Origin of the sequence: Mycobacterium lepromatosis, from assembly GCF_000975265.2 — a bacterium.
Taxonomy (GTDB): Bacteria; Actinomycetota; Actinomycetes; order Mycobacteriales; family Mycobacteriaceae; genus Mycobacterium; species Mycobacterium lepromatosis.
In genome coordinates this window covers 1,381,319-1,398,160 of the sequence record NZ_CP083405.1, presented here as the reverse complement: position 1 = coordinate 1,398,160, position 16,842 = coordinate 1,381,319, and the positions used below count along the sequence as shown (strand labels likewise).

General features: G+C 57.3%; 11 protein-coding genes, 6 pseudogenes and 1 riboswitch. Of the genes and pseudogenes, 5 read left to right on the top strand and 12 right to left on the bottom strand.

Annotated elements, in window-relative coordinates; translation table 11 throughout:
- Positions 1–13 precede the first annotated feature (13 nt).
- Positions 14–1,072 (bottom strand): annotated as a pseudogene (locus MLPF_RS06650) (CoA transferase).
- Between the two features lie 195 nt (positions 1,073–1,267).
- On the bottom strand, positions 1,268–1,459 hold the full coding sequence (locus tag MLPF_RS06645; RefSeq protein ID WP_156147027.1) for a hypothetical protein: 192 nt from the start codon (positions 1,457–1,459) through the stop codon (positions 1,268–1,270).
- 1,352 nt (positions 1,460–2,811) lie between these two features.
- Positions 2,812–3,054, top strand: a riboswitch (cobalamin riboswitch).
- A 143-nt stretch (positions 3,055–3,197) separates the two neighbouring features.
- Here MLPF_RS06645 and metE point away from each other — a divergent pair.
- Positions 3,198–5,480, top strand: a complete 2,283-nt coding sequence (gene metE, locus MLPF_RS06640) for a 5-methyltetrahydropteroyltriglutamate--homocysteine S-methyltransferase (protein WP_045842819.1) — start codon at positions 3,198–3,200, stop codon at positions 5,478–5,480.
- A gap of 222 nt (positions 5,481–5,702) precedes the next feature.
- On the opposite strand, the pseudogene MLPF_RS06635 reads toward metE, so the two are convergent.
- The 3 genes and pseudogenes from MLPF_RS06635 to MLPF_RS06625 all read right to left on the bottom strand — a co-directional run.
- Positions 5,703–5,987 (bottom strand): annotated as a pseudogene (locus MLPF_RS06635) (DUF3556 domain-containing protein); the annotation flags it as partial.
- A gap of 1,444 nt (positions 5,988–7,431) precedes the next feature.
- Positions 7,432–7,647, bottom strand: a complete 216-nt coding sequence (locus MLPF_RS06630) for a hypothetical protein (protein ID WP_156147026.1) — start codon at positions 7,645–7,647, stop codon at positions 7,432–7,434.
- A gap of 303 nt (positions 7,648–7,950) precedes the next feature.
- Positions 7,951–8,460 carry a DoxX family protein gene (locus MLPF_RS06625; RefSeq protein WP_045842815.1) on the bottom strand — a complete coding sequence of 170 codons (510 nt, stop codon included), beginning with the start codon at positions 8,458–8,460 and terminating at the stop codon, positions 7,951–7,953.
- Positions 8,461–8,718: 258 nt separating this feature from the next.
- Between MLPF_RS06625 and MLPF_RS06620 the strand changes: the two are divergent.
- Positions 8,719–10,310: pseudogene (locus MLPF_RS06620) on the top strand (pyruvate, phosphate dikinase).
- 2 nt (positions 10,311–10,312) lie between these two features.
- Positions 10,313–10,912 (top strand): annotated as a pseudogene (locus MLPF_RS06615) (MarR family transcriptional regulator); the annotation flags it as partial.
- A gap of 501 nt (positions 10,913–11,413) precedes the next feature.
- Here MLPF_RS06615 and MLPF_RS06610 read toward each other — a convergent pair.
- The 5 genes and pseudogenes from MLPF_RS06610 to MLPF_RS06595 all read right to left on the bottom strand — a co-directional run bounded on the left by MLPF_RS06610 (position 11,414) and on the right by MLPF_RS06595 (position 13,651).
- Positions 11,414–11,617 (bottom strand): PIN domain-containing protein, encoded by a 204-nt coding sequence (locus MLPF_RS06610; RefSeq protein WP_237755956.1) that lies wholly within the window; start codon positions 11,615–11,617, stop codon positions 11,414–11,416.
- Between the two features lie 291 nt (positions 11,618–11,908).
- Complete coding sequence (locus tag MLPF_RS06605; protein WP_156147025.1) at positions 11,909–12,136, bottom strand: NUDIX hydrolase; 228 nt, start codon at positions 12,134–12,136, stop codon at positions 11,909–11,911.
- Between the two features lie 392 nt (positions 12,137–12,528).
- The gene (locus tag MLPF_RS15690) at positions 12,529–12,660 is read right to left on the bottom strand and encodes a hypothetical protein (RefSeq protein ID WP_282435834.1); all 132 of its coding nucleotides are present in this window, start codon (positions 12,658–12,660) and stop codon (positions 12,529–12,531) included.
- Positions 12,661–12,741: 81 nt separating this feature from the next.
- A complete protein-coding gene (locus MLPF_RS06600; RefSeq protein WP_082082340.1) occupies positions 12,742–13,041 on the bottom strand; it encodes a hypothetical protein in 300 nt (99 codons plus the stop codon).
- A gap of 19 nt (positions 13,042–13,060) precedes the next feature.
- Positions 13,061–13,651, bottom strand: a pseudogene (locus MLPF_RS06595) (alpha/beta fold hydrolase).
- Positions 13,652–13,892: 241 nt separating this feature from the next.
- On the opposite strand from MLPF_RS06595, the gene MLPF_RS06590 reads away from it, so the two are divergent.
- Entirely contained in the window at positions 13,893–14,492 is a 600-nt protein-coding gene (locus MLPF_RS06590; protein ID WP_045842814.1) for a TetR/AcrR family transcriptional regulator, read from the top strand.
- A 2-nt stretch (positions 14,493–14,494) separates the two neighbouring features.
- Here MLPF_RS06590 and MLPF_RS06585 read toward each other — a convergent pair.
- Positions 14,495–14,967: pseudogene (locus MLPF_RS06585) on the bottom strand (VOC family protein).
- Positions 14,968–15,253: 286 nt separating this feature from the next.
- Between MLPF_RS06585 and MLPF_RS06580 the strand changes: the two are divergent.
- Complete coding sequence (locus tag MLPF_RS06580; RefSeq protein ID WP_237817270.1) at positions 15,254–15,490, top strand: hypothetical protein; 237 nt, start codon at positions 15,254–15,256, stop codon at positions 15,488–15,490.
- A gap of 1,155 nt (positions 15,491–16,645) precedes the next feature.
- On the opposite strand, the gene MLPF_RS06575 is transcribed toward MLPF_RS06580, so the two are convergent.
- Entirely contained in the window at positions 16,646–16,804 is a 159-nt protein-coding gene (locus MLPF_RS06575; RefSeq protein WP_162196897.1) for a PE domain-containing protein, read from the bottom strand.
- Positions 16,805–16,842: the final 38 nt, after the last annotated feature.

Genomic DNA, 16,842 nt, shown 5'->3' with positions numbered 1-16,842 from the left:
ATCCTAAATCATCCTAACTATTGAGTACCGCTTCGATGTCGGCCACCGACGCGGCAGGAGAGCGGGAGCGGTCCGGCGTAGTGTGAGCATCTCTACTGCAGGCTGCCGAGAAGGTGCGCCGCTCGGTAATATGCGCTTCAGTGTGCACCTCGTCAAACGCCAGCACCGGAGTCACGCAGGCATCGGAACCCACGAACACCCTGGCCTAATGATCACGGTCGTGACTAGCGAACGTCGCAGTCAAACGTGCCCGCAGTGCGGGCCAGCGGGTGAGGTCGTTCTGCAGCGGCAGCTCAGCAGCGTCCAGACTCCACCCAGTCAACCATGGCCACGTAGAACCGCGGCTCTATGCGCTGACAGCGACATAGAGCCGTCGTCAGCGCATTCAATAAATAAGTATCCGTAAGTAGGGCGCGCCGCCGTCGAGCAGGTTGGCACTACGAGTGTCGGACTGCATACCCTACGCGCGCATCGCCCGCATAATTTGCACTACCACGCTAGAGCCATCGACCACCGAGGGCTTCAACGACTTGACCTTTGCCGCTCCCACCGCGTCACTAGAATATTGACCAGCAAAAACATCGATCTTCCGCTGAAGTCACCCACCAAATTCAGTGGGGAAACCAGTCGCTCGTTGACCCAGTCGATGGCCTACAGGGCCATGTATCAAAAGAAATGTAATTTATGTTATGATTGGTCTGCTGGCCGCAGGGGCCGGCTTGTCCCCGACCAGTCATCCGGGCGTAGGCCAGCCTGTCGTTAACCTTGGTGCTGTGCTTAGGTCCGAAGGCCAAGTAGTTCGGTGACGCCGAGGCGATAGCCCTCTATAAACATGTCGGCTCTGGCGACGAGTGTGAGCACCAGCTCGCGTCCCGCGCCTGGTTTAAGGTCGGTGGTCACCACTCGCCAGTTGTGTAACGTCGCGTCCTTAGCGACACCGCAACCGCTCTTGGTTGGTCGATCGACGCGTACCGCATCAGCGCCGAGGTCCCCCCAAGGTCACCGCAGCATGCGGACCCGGCCCGATACCGGCTAGCTCAACAACACGCAGCCCACTCAGAGGACCGTTCAACGTAGTCGCCCATGATCGACCGACCTTTCGTCCACCCTGACGCCGACGACCCATGCCGAAACGAACAAGCTGTTCGTTTAGCATCTTCGCAGCCACCGCTGACAGCTCTGCACCCGATCTTGCGGCTGCTAAAAGATCAGATAGCGAATAACGGGAAAACCTGAGAAACCCTGATAAGACCACACACACCGTGGGCTAGGATCGCTGCCAGCCCCCAGCGGTCACTCGGCACTCCAACGCATATACAGACCCGAGAACGATCGCCGCGCCGGTGAGCATCAGGTTCCAGCCGGCCATGATCGCGCCTGGGTAAAGGATGGTCGAGAGCGGCACAGGCTGGTGGCGGACCAACGTGATGTAGAGTACTTCGCGTAAAAATCTCCTCAATGATAGCGTTGATCACCTTGATCAGCACGATCAACAAAACGATCCGTGGGCAGCGAACTGCAGCACGCAGGCGATCAAGCCCGAAACACCCGGAGTCTGCCGCCCGACCAGTCCGTCCAGCAAGAAAATGCCGCCAGACCGCACCGGTGATTCCACACAGCCATTAGCATCAATGGTCAGCCAATAGAAGCTCGACTCTACCGGTATGCATCGCACTGGCGGTCGAGTCAAAGACGATTATACTCTCCGCAATGCTAACTGCCGAATGCGCAGCATGTTCAGCTAAGTATTCAAAACCAGACAACGCGTTGTTTTGGACACAAATCCACCTAGATAGATGGCCCGTGGTGTCTTCTGCAACAGAAGACGGTGCCCGCGTCAAAGCATGATCAAACGCGTCAAAAATGACCAGTGTGACTAGGTTGGACCAGCAGAAAAGCTTGAAAAGAGCCGGGTGCGGGTGGCTGCCGGCCCCTAGCGGCGGCCCGTAAGCAGCGCCGTGACCAAGCTGAACTCACATTGCCGGTGGCATCGGGTCAGCAGAATCCGCACAGTATCCAACCTAATCGAAAGATCCACAGCCGAATAGAGCAAATAGTGGGAAACTGTCGGCTCAGTGCGTTGCGGTGGAAAGTATACAACACGCCTACCGTTCGTTTTGCACCTTTCCAACGATACCAACGTGACTCCCCGTGTAAATCAGACTACTGGGGATTCGATGAACCTAGCTTTGAAAACACCGACAGCCATCGCAGATACGTCCATCGCAGGTTTTACCGTGAAATTCCCACCAAACCGGTACACACAGGACGAAGCCGTCAATGTGCCAACCGAGTTCGCCGGTCCGGAATTTCACTGCTTTGTTCTCAGCAGTGAGGTCCGTACTTAAAACACCACGCTGTCGCGGTACGATCAGCTAAGCAGCCTCATCGAGACAAACGATGTCTTTCTCGAAATCGCCTTCGATCTAGAAGAACAGGCGCTGCTCGCGGCACTTGACCAAGCCAAGATCCGACCTTTCCGGGTCGATATCGTCTTTTCGACAACTCATATCACGTCTGGTGTCGATGTTTCGGACATAGTCATAATTATGTTGTACTGCAAAATATTCTATTATTATAGTATGCGGAGACAAAAACGGAATCAGATACTCACTTGTGCGTCAGCGAACCGCACCAACAAACGAGAATAGACCGTGTAATCTTATGGTCCGGTGTCGCACTCGTCAGAATTACTACAACTAGTCTATGATTCGACTAATGGTCGAATCATAGACTTCAGTAACGGCAATATTTCCATTGCCGCAACACTGGTGAGCTAATCCGTCACGCCCAAAGCGCGCAGGGTAACCTGAATGACGCAGCTGGTCTGCTGGCTCCGTACCACGCGGCGCCAGCATCGAGTGATGCTAGCGCAGCATCGCGAGAGGGAACCCGGTGAGAATCCGGGACTGTCCCGCAGCGGTATGCAGGAACGACCGCCGTCTGGAAGCACTGGTCTTAGAAAAATCCGAGACTGGGAAGCGATGGCCATTAGAAGCACCTAGCCAGTGCGCGCCTGCGAGTCCGAAGACCTGCCGGCTGTGTCGGGCGCGCCGCGTCCGACGGCTCATCGCCTCGTGGAATGGGCTTTTGGCCGGAACCGTTGCGGTTATGTACCTGAAGTGCTGCCGCAACCGGATCGGCTGTGCGTCCGCCGGCGGTGGCTGCCCCGTCGATTTAAGGATGAAGTCGATCAAATGGACGAACTCGTGACCACTCAACCATTCACCGCAACCGTGACTGGCTCCCCACGCATTGGCCCGCGCCGCGAACTTAAACGGGCGACCGAAGGTTATTGGGCCAGACGTATCAGCCGATCAGAACTGGAGTCCGTCGCCTCGACATTGCGCCGCGACATGTGGTCGGACTTGGCCGCCGCCGGCCTGGACTCCGTACCGGTAAACACCTTCTCTTACTACGACCAGATGCTCGACACGGCATTCATGCTCGGCGCGTTGCCTGCCCGGGTAACACAAGTGTCCGACGACCTAGATCAGTACTTTGCCCTAGCACGCGGAAACGACGACATCGAGCCGCTGGAGATGACTAAGTGGTTCGACACCAACTACCACTACCTGGTTCCCGAGATCGAACCCGCAACCACCTTCTCACTGAACCCGGACAAGGTACTCGGTGAGCTGAAAGAAGCACTTGAACAAGGGATTCCGTCCCGACCGGTCGTTATAGGGCCGGTCACCTTCCTGTTACTAAGCAAGGGAATTAATGGCGGGGGCGCACCGATACAACGGCTCGAAGAGTTGGTGGGAATCTACTGCGCGCTGCTGTCACTGCTTGCCGAAAATGGCGCACGATGGGTGCAGTTCGACGAGCCGGCGCTGGTTACTGATCTATCCGCCGATGCGCCGGCGTTAGCGGAGGCCGTCTACAGTGCGCTCGGCTCAGTTAGCAATCGACCCGCCATCTACGTGGCCACTTACTTCGGTAACCCCGGCGCTTCCCTGGCGGGACTAGCCCGCACGCCCATCGAGGCGATCGGGATCGACCTCGTCTGCGGTGCCGACACGGCGGTCGCGGCGGTGCCCGAGCTGGCCGGCAAGACTCTGGTGGCCGGCATCGTCGACGGACGCAACATCTGGCGCACCGACCTAGAATCGGCGTTGAGCAAGTTGGCGACTCTACTGGGTTCAGCAGCCACCGTTGCTGTTTCGACGTCGTGCTCTACGCTGCATGTACCGTATTCGCTGGAACCAGAAACCGACCTGGACGACAACTTGCGCAGCTGGCTGGCGTTCGGCGCGGAAAAGGTGGCCGAAGTCGTTGTGCTGGCACGCGCACTTCGCGACGGGCGCGACGCGGTCGCCGATGAGATCGCGGCGTCCAATGCCGCCGTTGCCTCGCGGCGCAGCGACTCGCGGCTGCACAACGGGCAGGTCCGCGCGCGTATTGATTCGATTGTCGCTTCCGGTACGCACCGCGGTGACGCAGCACAGCGCCGCACCAGCCAGGACGCGCGCCTACACCTGCCACCGCTGCCGACCACGACGATCGGCTCTTACCCGCAGACCTCGGCGATACGCAAAGTGCGCGCGGCACTGCAGGCCGCTGAGATCGACGAGGCCGAGTACATCAGCAGGATGAAAAAAGAAGTCGCCGACACCATCAAGCTGCAGGAGGAACTCGGGCTAGATGTGCTGGTCCATGGCGAGCCAGAGCGCAACGACATGGTACAGTATTTTGCCGAGCAGCTGGACGGCTTCTTCGCCACGCAGAACGGTTGGGTACAGTCCTACGGGAGTCGTTGTGTACGTCCACCGATCCTCTACGGCGACGTGTCCCGGCCCCACCCGATGACAATCGAGTGGATCACCTACGCGCAGTCCCTGACTAACAAGCCGGTGAAAGGGATGTTGACCGGTCCGGTCACTATCTTGGCCTGGTCGTTTGTTCGTGACGACCAGCCGCTGGCCGATACCGCGAACCAGGTGGCACTGGCGATTCGCGATGAGACCGTAGATCTACAATCCGCCGGTATCGCAATCATCCAGGTTGACGAGCCAGCGCTACGTGAGCTGCTGCCGCTGCGTAACGCTGATCAAGACGAGTACTTACGTTGGGCGGTAAGAGCTTTCCGCCTAGCTACCTCGGGTGTCGCCGACTCGACGCAGATCCACACTCATCTGTGCTATTCCGAGTTCGGCGAGGTGATTGAAGCTATCGCCGACCTGGATGCCGACGTCACATCAATCGAAGCGGCGCGGTCACACATGGAGGTACTGGACGACCTGAACGCGGTCGGCTTCGCTAACAGCATAGGCCCGGGAGTCTACGACATCCACTCACCGCGGGTACCAAGCACCGACGAGATGGCCAAGTCGCTTCGCGCAGCATTAAAAGCCATACCGATGCAACGGCTTTGGGTCAACCCCGACTGTGGGCTGAAGACCCGATCGGTTTACGAGGTGAACGCGTCGCTGCAGAACATGGTCGCAGCAGCACACCAGGTGCGGTCAGGGACCTAAGCCACCCCCGGACTCGCCGGCTAAGCTCGGACAGCACCTGGGCCGGCAGGATAGTCGGCCCAGGGCTGCTGGGCAAGTATGTCCGCCGTTGGCGAACCATACCGCGCCCAAAATTCTCCATGTCACCACGTCCACCAGCCGGTACACTGGGCTTCGTTTGTGGATCGACTGCACATAGAATAACACTATGCGCACCTCGCTGCAGCCCAACCCGATCACCTAAAATAGCATCGCATAGCACACGACCTTCTGGAACACGGTCGGCTCCGAATACCCTGACATGACGCCTGCGAACCCGTTGATGCCTGTGGTAGTCAGCACAATCAACCAGGAAACCAAGACGTAAAGCAGGATTTTGACGACGTAGAAAACAAGTGCAATGCGACCGGCGTTTCTAAAACCCACTTCGGCCCAGTGCCTGACCATCGGGCGGATCTTTTCGCTGCACGTGCCTTTGCTTCACTTAACTATGTCGACCTGCGGTAGGTCGGGTTTAAGCAATCCCAAGGTGTTACAACCTAAAACCCGCACTCGGGCTTGCCCCGGCGAATCCTTTGCCAGAAAGTCTGGTGGTCGGATGCCACCGTTTCGTTGATCGTCGTGATCGGGTCGCGCCGAGGCTCGCCTCGCTGCAGTAGCGGCCCAGCCAGCGTTGGTCGTCAACAGACGGCGGCGACAAGGATCAACAACCACTTCATCGTCAACACCCGGGAGTTACCGTGCTGGTACACTCGGTGCGGCCGGCGTTTTCCTGTTGAACTATGATGAATTTCTCTGTAAAGCAAAGAAATTAAGTTATGACTTCGACCTGTTGGGCGCCGATTCGAAGACGCAACGTGATGCGGTGCACACCATCGCAGAGTGCCGGCTAAGGTTTATTTTACGCCTTCCCGCATGTCGGCAGCCGGGTCATCGCCGACGAAAACTTAGGCAACAGTTTGCCTTATGTTTGTGCAGCGGCCAACCGGTTTGAATCGACCCAGAAATTCGGCGGAACCGGATTCACGGGTATTATTTCGACCGGTATATTTTGCTGCTGAGCCACGTCACACAGCTAGTACACTTCGGGAGCCACTCATGACGGAGTGCGACTATTTCCATTGTTGGAGCGGTATTCGCTGGTTTGACTGTTGCGCCGCTACTCAAGCAAGCGAGCGGTTCGGCGACCTTTTGGAGGCACGTTACAGGGTAGGTGGCCACACTTTCACCGAAATTCGCGACGACGGGGTCTGAACTAAACTGTGGACGGCACGTGGATCGGGCTGGTCCAGGATCGCATTTACGCGCTGATGGAGGAGTTTGGCGTGGGAAATACAAGCAATACAGCAACGGTAAAGCAGTGATGATCGTCGATGTCAAGAAACACCGATACGGCGGCGCAATCCTGTGGACAATGAACCAAATGGGAAGTCACCAACCTTGGTGTGAGTTTGCTCGCGGTAGAAAAGATGTGCAAATCTGTGAAGTCCCGTGGGATCTAAGAAGACCGCCGAATAGTACCGCATCAGCCTGGAGTAATGGCTCGATAGGGGCATGTTGTCCAAGCCAGCTCGGCACGATGCGGGAGATGGCGTTGGCCTGCTCGTACACGTCGGAGATGTTTTGGTGTGGATGCTGCCTGCAGACGGGATCGTCCGGCAGTCTCAAACTTTGTCTTTTCCGGTGAGGCGGTGTTCAGAATACCCGACCGGTAGGCGGGGTGAGCGCCATTTATCGACCCTAGAGCCACCAAACTCGGCGGTGCACTACATGTGTCCGGCACATCGAACAGGACCGCAACAACGTCACGGTACGCGCCAATGCGTTGACAGCGCGGACACGCCGAACCATCGTGGTAATTCCGCTGACAATCATCACCTCGATCGACTACGAGCCGATGCTGCTGGATCGAGCTTTCCTGTATCAATGCATGCCAAGCATCAAGCATCGCCGTCTTTATGATTTCGGTCTGCTATGACGAACTTCTCGAGCGTGCCGATGTGTTGTGCGGCCAGTAATCCTCGCCGAAATCGCCGGCCACCTTGACCATCGACGCGTGCACGAACACCACCGTGCCGGGTATCATGTGTGTCATCAACGAGGGACCCGCCGCACGTCGGCCGACGAAACTCGACGACGCCGATCGCAAAGCGGTGGTCGTCGGCGAACTGCTCGACTGGTTAGGCACCAAGGCAAGCCTGTCCATCGAGTACCACGCAAGAACAAAACCGTTCTACCGGAGCGCTATATCCATTGGCAGGGATGTCCAGCCACGGCCCCACCCGGGGTGTTGACCGAATTCAGCTACACGCTACGTGAGCCGTGCGGTCGCATCCAGAGGACACCAGGGCGGAAAGCTTGGCCGTCATATGAAGGTGGGTTGATGGCGCGGTTCACTCCGGGAGCGGACCACAGCCGAAGTTCTGGCACACGATACCGCGGCTGAGGGCTAAGGCGCTCGAGAAGTCGGTAGTGAGTTGCACTTTGCCGGCTACGAGGCCTTTTTGACCGGCGGCCGGTAGAAGATCAACAACTGGCCAAGTGCCCCGGCGAGACCCAGCAGCACAGAGATCAGCAATCCGGCGCAACCGTCGAACCAGTTCTTGCCAAAGATCAGACAATCCAGGCTGAGGCGGCCGGCGCCCAATGTGGCGACTACGACCGCGCTGGTGGCCAACACCAGGTTGTACTCCCAGCCTTCCTTGACAATGAAGAAGCCGTTGGTTCGGTGCACCATCCAGGCGGCGACCATCATTAGCGAGACAAATCCCGCAGCTGGAATCGGTGTCAGCAGGCCAGCGGCCAAACCCAGTCCGGCGGACATCTCGGTAATAGCAGCCACGATGGCATGAAACGTCCCGGGCTTCATGCCGATACTCTCGAACCAGTGCGCCGTTCCCGGTATCCGGCCGTCGCCGAAGAACTTGTTGTAGCCATGCGCGGCAAGTGTCAGGCCCAGTACCAGCCGCAGGATCAGTAACCCGACGTCGTAGGAAGTCATAGCTTCAAACCTAGATGATTAGACAAATCCTTGGCAGGTAACGCTGCCCGGACAGGCCCATAAAGAACCGCACAGGAGAGCAACATCAACACCGCAATCATTGGAGCAGGCAGCTTTGGAATTGCGTTGGGCACTCTGCCTAGCCGCACCGGAATCCCCAGCATTCATGCGATGCCTACTGGGAAAAGCTCATGATGAAGGGGGCAATCACGACATCGCGCGAACATGCTGCCATGCTCACAGAACACACCATACATTATAGTGTTGCTGAACGGTGATACGCATCAACCGCGGGAGCTCCTGGGTGGCAAGAGCTATAGCGTCAACACGATGCTCCGAAACCAATTGCCAGTACCCCCACATTCTGTATCACCACCGAGGTCGGCTCCGGTATTTGGCCGCTCCCAAGCCTACGATCGAGGCGATCTGGGACGACGTGCTGACAGGATGCGATGGCTGGAAGCCGAAACCTCACGCACATTTGGGCGGGCACCGCGGCCATTGCTAGTCAGCGTTCGCTCCGGAGCCGTCCAATCAATGCCCGGCATGATGGACACGATTCTGGACTTGGGCATAAATGATCCCGTCGAGCAAGCGCTGGCCGCGGCCAGCACCTCGCCGATCCCCCAAACCTTGCCCGCGACAACCGCCTACGGTTCACACGCACGTATCGACACATCGTGGGTGCGTCAAGTCCTCCGCCCACCAATCCCTATGCCTAGTTGCGTGCGGCCATAGAGTCCGTTTTTGCTTCATGGAATTCGCTTCGCGCGGTTGCTTACCGCACCCACTACGGTCTAGACGATCAGAGTGGTACAGCTGTGATTGTGCAGGCGATGGTTTTTGGCAACCAGGGCGCCCACTCCGGAGCCGAAGCGTTGTTTTCTCGCAATCCGATAACCGGAGCGAGTGAACTGTTCGGTGAGTGGTTGCCTGGCGGACAAAGCGACGATGTGGTGTCGGGATTGGTTGAAGTCCAGCAGATTACGGCCCTGCGCGACGAGCAACCTACTGTCTACGACGAGCTAGTGGACACCGCTGACCGCTTGGAGCGATTGGAATCTGATGTGCAAGAGATCGAGTTTACCATCGAGTACATCAAGTTGTGGCTGCTGCAGACCCGGGCTGCGAAGTGCTCGGCGCAGACGGCAGTGCGCCTGGCGCTGCAACTGCGACACGAGGGGCTTATCGACGACGCCGAGGCATTGCGCCGGGTGACCCCGGCGTAATGTCGAAATCGTGTTGCTACCCGTACTGCAGCCAAAAAACCGTTTATCTACAAAACTTTTAGCCAAAGACATGCCCGCTTGCCCGGGCGTGGTATCAGGCAAGGCGTACACCGAAGTCGATGAAACACTAGACGTCGCCGCGGCGAGCAAGCAGGTTATCCTGGTGCGCGACCAAACCAGGCCCGACGACATCCTTGGCATGTTTGGCCGCACAGGGCATTGTCACCGAGGTCGGCGGCGCCACCAGCCATGCGGCAGTGGTTAGCCGTGAACTGGGCCGAGTGGCCGTAGTGGGCTACGGCCAGGGAACCGCCGTATCGTTAGCTGGTAAACAGATCACCGTCGACGGCGACAAAGGCGAGGTACACCAAAGAAATCTAACACTGTCCAAGTGGTCGCAAAACGACACGCCAGAGCTGCGTGAACTGGCCAACATCGCACGACGCATCAGCCCGCTGCGTGCGCACACGATCGGGGGCCACCTGAGGTTGGATGACTCGTCCGATACCGCGGTGCGCGTAGCCATGGACACTGGGCATACCGACGTGAATATCAGCCACCCCGCTGATCATCATGATGACCGCTCTGCGGTTGCAAAGCTCAAAGGATTCAAGCGCCTAACCGTGACCGAATTGAGAGTGCTGCAGGCAGTTCGGCTGAAGAGAAGGGTAAGTTCTACCGACTTGGCCGCAACGTTGGACGACAACCTTGTCGAGATAACCAAAACCATCGAACAACTAACCGCAGCTGGCTTATTGGTCGCGGGAACGACATTGAGGATAACCCCGACCGGCCGCGCAAGGTTGAACGCGTTGCTCGACGCGGAGCGCAAGGGTATCGATGCGACCGAGCTGGCCACTTCCTATCACGCATTCCATTCTTTTAACCTTGATTTCAAGGCACTAGCCACGGAGTGGCAGCTAAAAGAAGGTAATCTCAATACCCACGATAACCCTGAATACGATGCCGAGATTTTGGCGCGCCTCGATACAGTGCACGAGCGGGTGGTTCCGATCATCGAGTTGGCGGCGACACAGCTGCCACGGTTGAGTGCTTATCTGACGAAACTGCATACAGCGCTGAATAAAGCCAAGGCTGGAGAGGTCGCCTGGTTCACTAAGCCACTCATCGATTCCTACCATACCGTGTGGTTCGAACTACACGAGGAGCTGATCCTCGCTGTCGACCTCACCCGGGAGGAAGCCACAAGATCCAGTTGTGCAATAGCTTCTGTAACCATCCACCCAACCCAGCTTGAAGAATTAGCCCGCTGCACCGGAGCCCACCTCCACCACATGGACGCTGATTACGAAGATATCGTCGGCGCCACGAACCCTGCGTCACGCCCATCGACGCGACAGCGCCGGACATCGGCATCAAAGTGGCTGCCTCAAACCCAACAGGACCACGGGGCAAGCTCATATGCACTACTGGAGTCAGATGGCAACGACGCGGATCAGGTTCTCAAAGCCGGTAACGCCTTCCGCGTTGCGGCTATAGAGGTCTAAGCAGTTGACGTGGGTCGTCGCAGCGATCAACAGATCGGCGAACCTGCTTCGCAGCTTTTCCTGCACGCACCACAGCTGCGACGATTAGTCCGTAACTGCGTACCGTGGCCCCATCGAAAGGGATTGGCTCCAAGATCGATTGGACCTCCTGTAAACGGGCCTGCCGTTTGGCCGACTTTTATCGGGATCGTGGCCAACAACGGACCGGCGGCCAACTTAGCCAGCCGTAACGGCCGAAATCGCCATCTCGTCAGGCAGTGCGGTTACCACCGCCGGATCGCGCCAGTCGACCACGACCGACGTATCCAGAAGGCCGGGTGGCATTTTAGAGATCTTGGTAGATCGATCGGTCAAGATCGGCACAAAACTGCCGATGGTCAATGCGCAGAATAACATTGACCATGGTCGCAACTTTCTCACGTGTGATGAAGGTGCTACGACCGAATCATATTAGGCGAAGCTCGGCTACCGCTCCGCCGTTACGAGTAACAACAAATGTGGCACCTGCAGTGACAGCGTCAATCACCTTAGCATTCTCAATTGCGCAAATAATGCTGCGGGATTGTTTTAGCAACCATCTAAATCGTAACACGTTATGCTGCGCTTTTCTTCAAGCAAGATATTATGTTGTGGGCAGAGTGCAGCAACCGCAGATAAGCATCGATATCAGCCAACACCGATTAAGCCGCTTGCACCCTGATCGCAGCAATGTCACCGATGTCGTATAAGCTCATGGGGGTCAGAGCCATCTAAGGCGACAGTGCCAGTTAGCTGGCCGTCAGCACCCCCGAACACTGGGGTTCGCTGCTTCGCAGTGCACGCCAGACACCACCGGTTGTCGGACACCAATACTACCCGCACATCCGGGTCGAACAACAAGATAACCGAATACGACAGCGCCGTCGGTATAATGGCAAAAACACGGTCGGCTGGACGCACAACCGGATCCTGAAAGCGACGACGACCGTTGTTCACAATCGGCCACAATCCGCTGCACCCGGGCATCCTTGCCAAGCTCCAGATATAACCCCACAACGACGTTTCTTAAACGGTTATGAACATGTAGCACAACTTTTTGGCCATGGGAATATAAACCTCCTAGAGCATCTTCCTGCCCATCGAAATCTCATACATTGACCCGGGCACCGCGGCCAGCACGGCTACAATGACCATGTTACCAAGTAGCTGTGCGCGGTGCCGTACAGCGTACGCATAACACAAGTATCCTTTGAGCGGGTATTGGTCGATAGCGGTAACCGCCTAGTGGCGATAACCAGCAATCCCGGCGCAGGCATCACGCACCATCCGACAGTGAGTGCGGACCGCATCGATCACTCGCCACGGCAAAAACCTGCCGATAGCCGTGCCACTTCGGGTACCGGGGCCAGCCGACCGAGAAGCCAGACAGCCATCGCCGAAGCGCGGGCTCCACTGACCAGAGCATGCGCAACCTGCATGACCACAACGGCACCCGGGCAGATGAGCCTCGGATACCTATAGCAACCGGTGTGAAAAGTTTATCCACCCAGGTATCTGGCGAATTACTAACTGCTCTCGCTGGCGAGGCTAAACACCGCAGCCAGACAACCGTGCCAAGAGTGATCAGTGAGCTTATGCTTAAGCAAATACGCGGGCTTGACGACCGCCGAACCCCACTGTGGGTAAGTCAGGGCAGGCCCGTCGTCGACACGCATCGCCAAGTCCGGACAAGATCGGGCGCAGCGGCTAGCCTTGTCAATGAAGCAATTGAACCGGATGGGTTGGACGTCGAATGCGTAAACCCGGAACTGGTCGTTGGAGACTTTGGTCGACATCCAGTAAAACTGCGCGTCGACGACCGTCATCCGTTATGCCACCATAGCATCAACCAGGTGAGCCGATGAACGCCAGGACCACTTTCCCAAGCTTATCCGGTTGTTCAAGCTCCAGGAAATGTCCAGCATGCTCCACGATTGCCGCCTCACCGCCCGGCCCGGCAGCATCTCTTCCATCCAACACGTGAAAACCTTTGCGAAGCAACCATCGTCACGACCATACAGGTACAAAACCGGCAACAGGGGCGACTCGGTCCACAGCAGCGGCAGCACCCAATAAGCGGAATTCTGAGGCAGCCAAGGTAGTTGAAAGTAGAATGAGGTACCAACTACGCAGCAGCTGATGCGGTAGCACTAGCACCAGCCAGCCACGGTCGGCCAGCCGGTCAAACGAGCGAAACGCATCATCCATCAACGTACTAACGCGACAACTGCCGTCTGTCGGTATCGACGACGGGGCGTACCTGCGCATGAAGGGTGCAACTACCTGCCGACCAGTCGGGGAGCGACCCTGCGTCAACCGTAGGAAGTGTCAGGAAAACCTTACAGAAACAACCCGATTGGGGCATCAGGGGCACCCGGTCAGGGCTTTAAAGTCCCCGGCGGGCCCTGGCACGTCGATCCAGCGTGGCCGGGTCATCGCGGGATACCCGAGTACACTCGCACGATGAGCGTCACCCGTCGTCGCGCTGTAGCGTCTAACCAGAATGAGCAACATCGCCGCCATGTTTACTCCCTCTTCGGCAAGTCCGGCTGGCTCGCCCGATGGGACATGCACCCAAACAACTTAACACGAACCCATCGGCCTCGACCGGTGTGATCTCAGCTGGACCATTCAAGGATCGACTGGCAGCGCGGCATACCCGTTAACGTCTAGTCGTATGACGACCTCCGCGCGAACTCACCGATGGGCCAAGACCGGCGCCACCCAGCGACGTATCCTCGACGCAGCAATTGAGGTATTCGCGACTCGCGGCTTCACCGCGGCGACGATGGCCGACGTGGTGACCGGCTCTGGTGCCAGCATCGGCAGCATCTATCATCATTTCGGGGGCAAACGCGAGCTGTTTCTGGCGATATTCGAGCAAATGGCCGACATCGTCGACCGACGCATCGACGCGGGAATGCAGCAAGCGGGCCAGTTCGCCCTAGCGGGGATCAATCGGCAGCGGGTATTCGAGGTCCACGTACGGGCCTACCTCGAGACGATGTGGGAAAATCGGCACCTGGCCAGGGTGCTGTTGTCCGGAGACACACCGGCCGGCTTCGAGATCGCCCGTCGCGACCGCATGATGGCCGCCTTCTGCAGTTGGATGACAATGCTGCAGCCGGATACGTCCCTACGCGACCAACTGCTGAGCCGCGTACTGATGGCCACCATGGCGGAGGCATCGCTGATGGTGGCCGGGTGCGACAACCCGGACGATGTGCAGGCAATCATCGACGCCACAATCGACTGGATCGACCGGCTCGCCGAATGAACTCAACCCTCGGTACACAATTTTGGGCAACCGCCCATTTTCGGCTCGGCTACGATACTCTTGCGCATACCTAGCATAGCTTCGGTGGTCGCCGTAATGGAGCTGGATGATCTCGATGCAAAAGAGGCGAAGCGGTCCTTAACGGCAACCGTACTGCGCCTCCTCACCGCCGTCGGTTAACCACTCACCAGTAGTAGTAGTAGTAGTAGTTTACCTCGTCTTGGTCCTCGCAATTGTATCGTGAACGAGACCGCCTCGGTTAACAGGAATTTGGGACCACCGTCGATACTGATGAAACTAACGTGAAACTAACGCCTTTCAATACGAAGGTGCCACTCACCACCTGGCCAAATTCACCTAAGACCGCTTCGGTGTAACGGTTGCATCCCTCGATGTGCGAGTTCAAGAACAACTAGATGTAAAACTGTGCAGTCTCTTCCAGGTTGTAGTCAAACCATAGTGAGGGCGTGATCACTGACCGGGGTGAGCACACGGGAGTCTCCTAGAGTATTGGGGTCATCGGCCTTTCGGTATTGATGGACCACGGTGACAGCAAGAAATCACCACCATCGGTTCCGCCAATTTCGGAGAGACCACTCCAGCGGTGCGAGCCGGACTACCTCAGTGCTGACCACAGCAGCCGACCAGGTGTCAACAACATTGACAATATTAAACATCACTCTAACAGAGTGGACTCATAGTAGCACCCGTAAAGCTGTAGGTTAATTCGGCGACTTTCATTTCATCGAACCTAACGACCTTTGGCGCTCATGGCTGCCCAAGAGCAATTTCTTCCGCCCACGACGGTCGCTCCGGGCGCCCACGCCTTTGAAAAGCGGATTGCCGATCTCGACAGCGAAGGTATCTGGTCGGAATCGGTGTTCCCGTCATTGGGCATGTGGTCCAGCTCGTTTCATACCCTGGAGCTATTGTGCGAAGCGATGCGGGCGTCCAACGACTGGTCCGAAAAACGATCATGGACTACCAATCGCGGCTGATTCCCATCACGCAAGTGTCGACACTGGATAACGACGATTCAGTAAGCGAATTTAAACGTTGCGGTACAACGGTTGTCAAAGCGGCCTTTCTACCCGTCACGCCGTACACCACTCAGCGCAATTACCACCTCGAGAGTAGGAGCCGTTCTGGGCCACAGCTGAAGACATCGGCATGATGATCGTTTTCCACATCGGCACTAGGCCAAACGATTTCTCCTCCGACAACTCGATCGTGGTGACCTACCACGGCCTGGGCGGTGCTCAACTACACCAAGACGTCGTTCGGCGGCAGGCGCACAGTGATCCAGCATGTCACCTCAGAGGCATTGAATCAGCACCCAAAGCGCGGAGTTTTTGGTGTCCGTAAAGCGGCGCGACGTGAGTGCCGCTCATCACCTACCGAATGAAAAACGATAATGTCAGCATACCATGGTGTTACTGCCTAAGCTTAATCACTGTCCGCGCGAGATCATCTACTCACCGGTGTATGCGTCGTTCCAGCACGACTTGTCGGCGATCAAGGCGATGACCGTAATAGGCTTCAACAGCGTGCTCTGGTTTCAGCGACTACTCGTACATGGAGGGCACCTATAGCCACACTCAGGAAATGCTGGACCTTTGTTCGATGAAGTGGACACGACGTTAGGGACCGAGTTTTATACGGCAGCTTTTCCGAGCTATGTCCCGATGCGCCGCAGTCAGTAACCCATGACGAATGCGCTACAGTGTTAGCGCAACAGCCCCTTTGCACCTACACTGCGCCAACCCCATGACCACCACTGCTGCTGGCGGCACCGCCGTTGCCAAGAAATCCAGCACGTACGCCGTTACCTCCGACTAGGCCGGAGAAATTTGCACGAGTTTAGCCGTTGCCTCCCTTGCCTACCAAAATCCCGCCCGGCTCACCATTGGTGGTCAGCAAACTCCCCGACGGCGCCGTCACCAATCAGCTGGGCGTCCTGAAATTTCCCGGATGGGCACATTAATCGCATTCTGCATATCCTAACTCGAGGATTTGGAACGGCGGTGCGTTGGCAATCTCGGCGGACGCACACGCGTTCGCAGCTTCGGTTAGAGCTTGCACGCATTTCTGGTATGATACCGCCGTTGCGTGCCGAACTCCTGGGAAACCGGGCCGTGGACATGGAACATGGGCTACGATGACACCGACACCACGTCAACCCCTGCTGCGAACATGGCTGGTAGTCGGACTCCGGCAGCTATGATTGTAGCGTCGGCGATGGCCGACCCAATATTGGTCACATCGGAGGCCGCCACGCTAACATATTCCGGTACTAAGGATACGAATGACACTGGCATTCCTTGGTCTTGCCCCTACCTAGGCGGCAGAT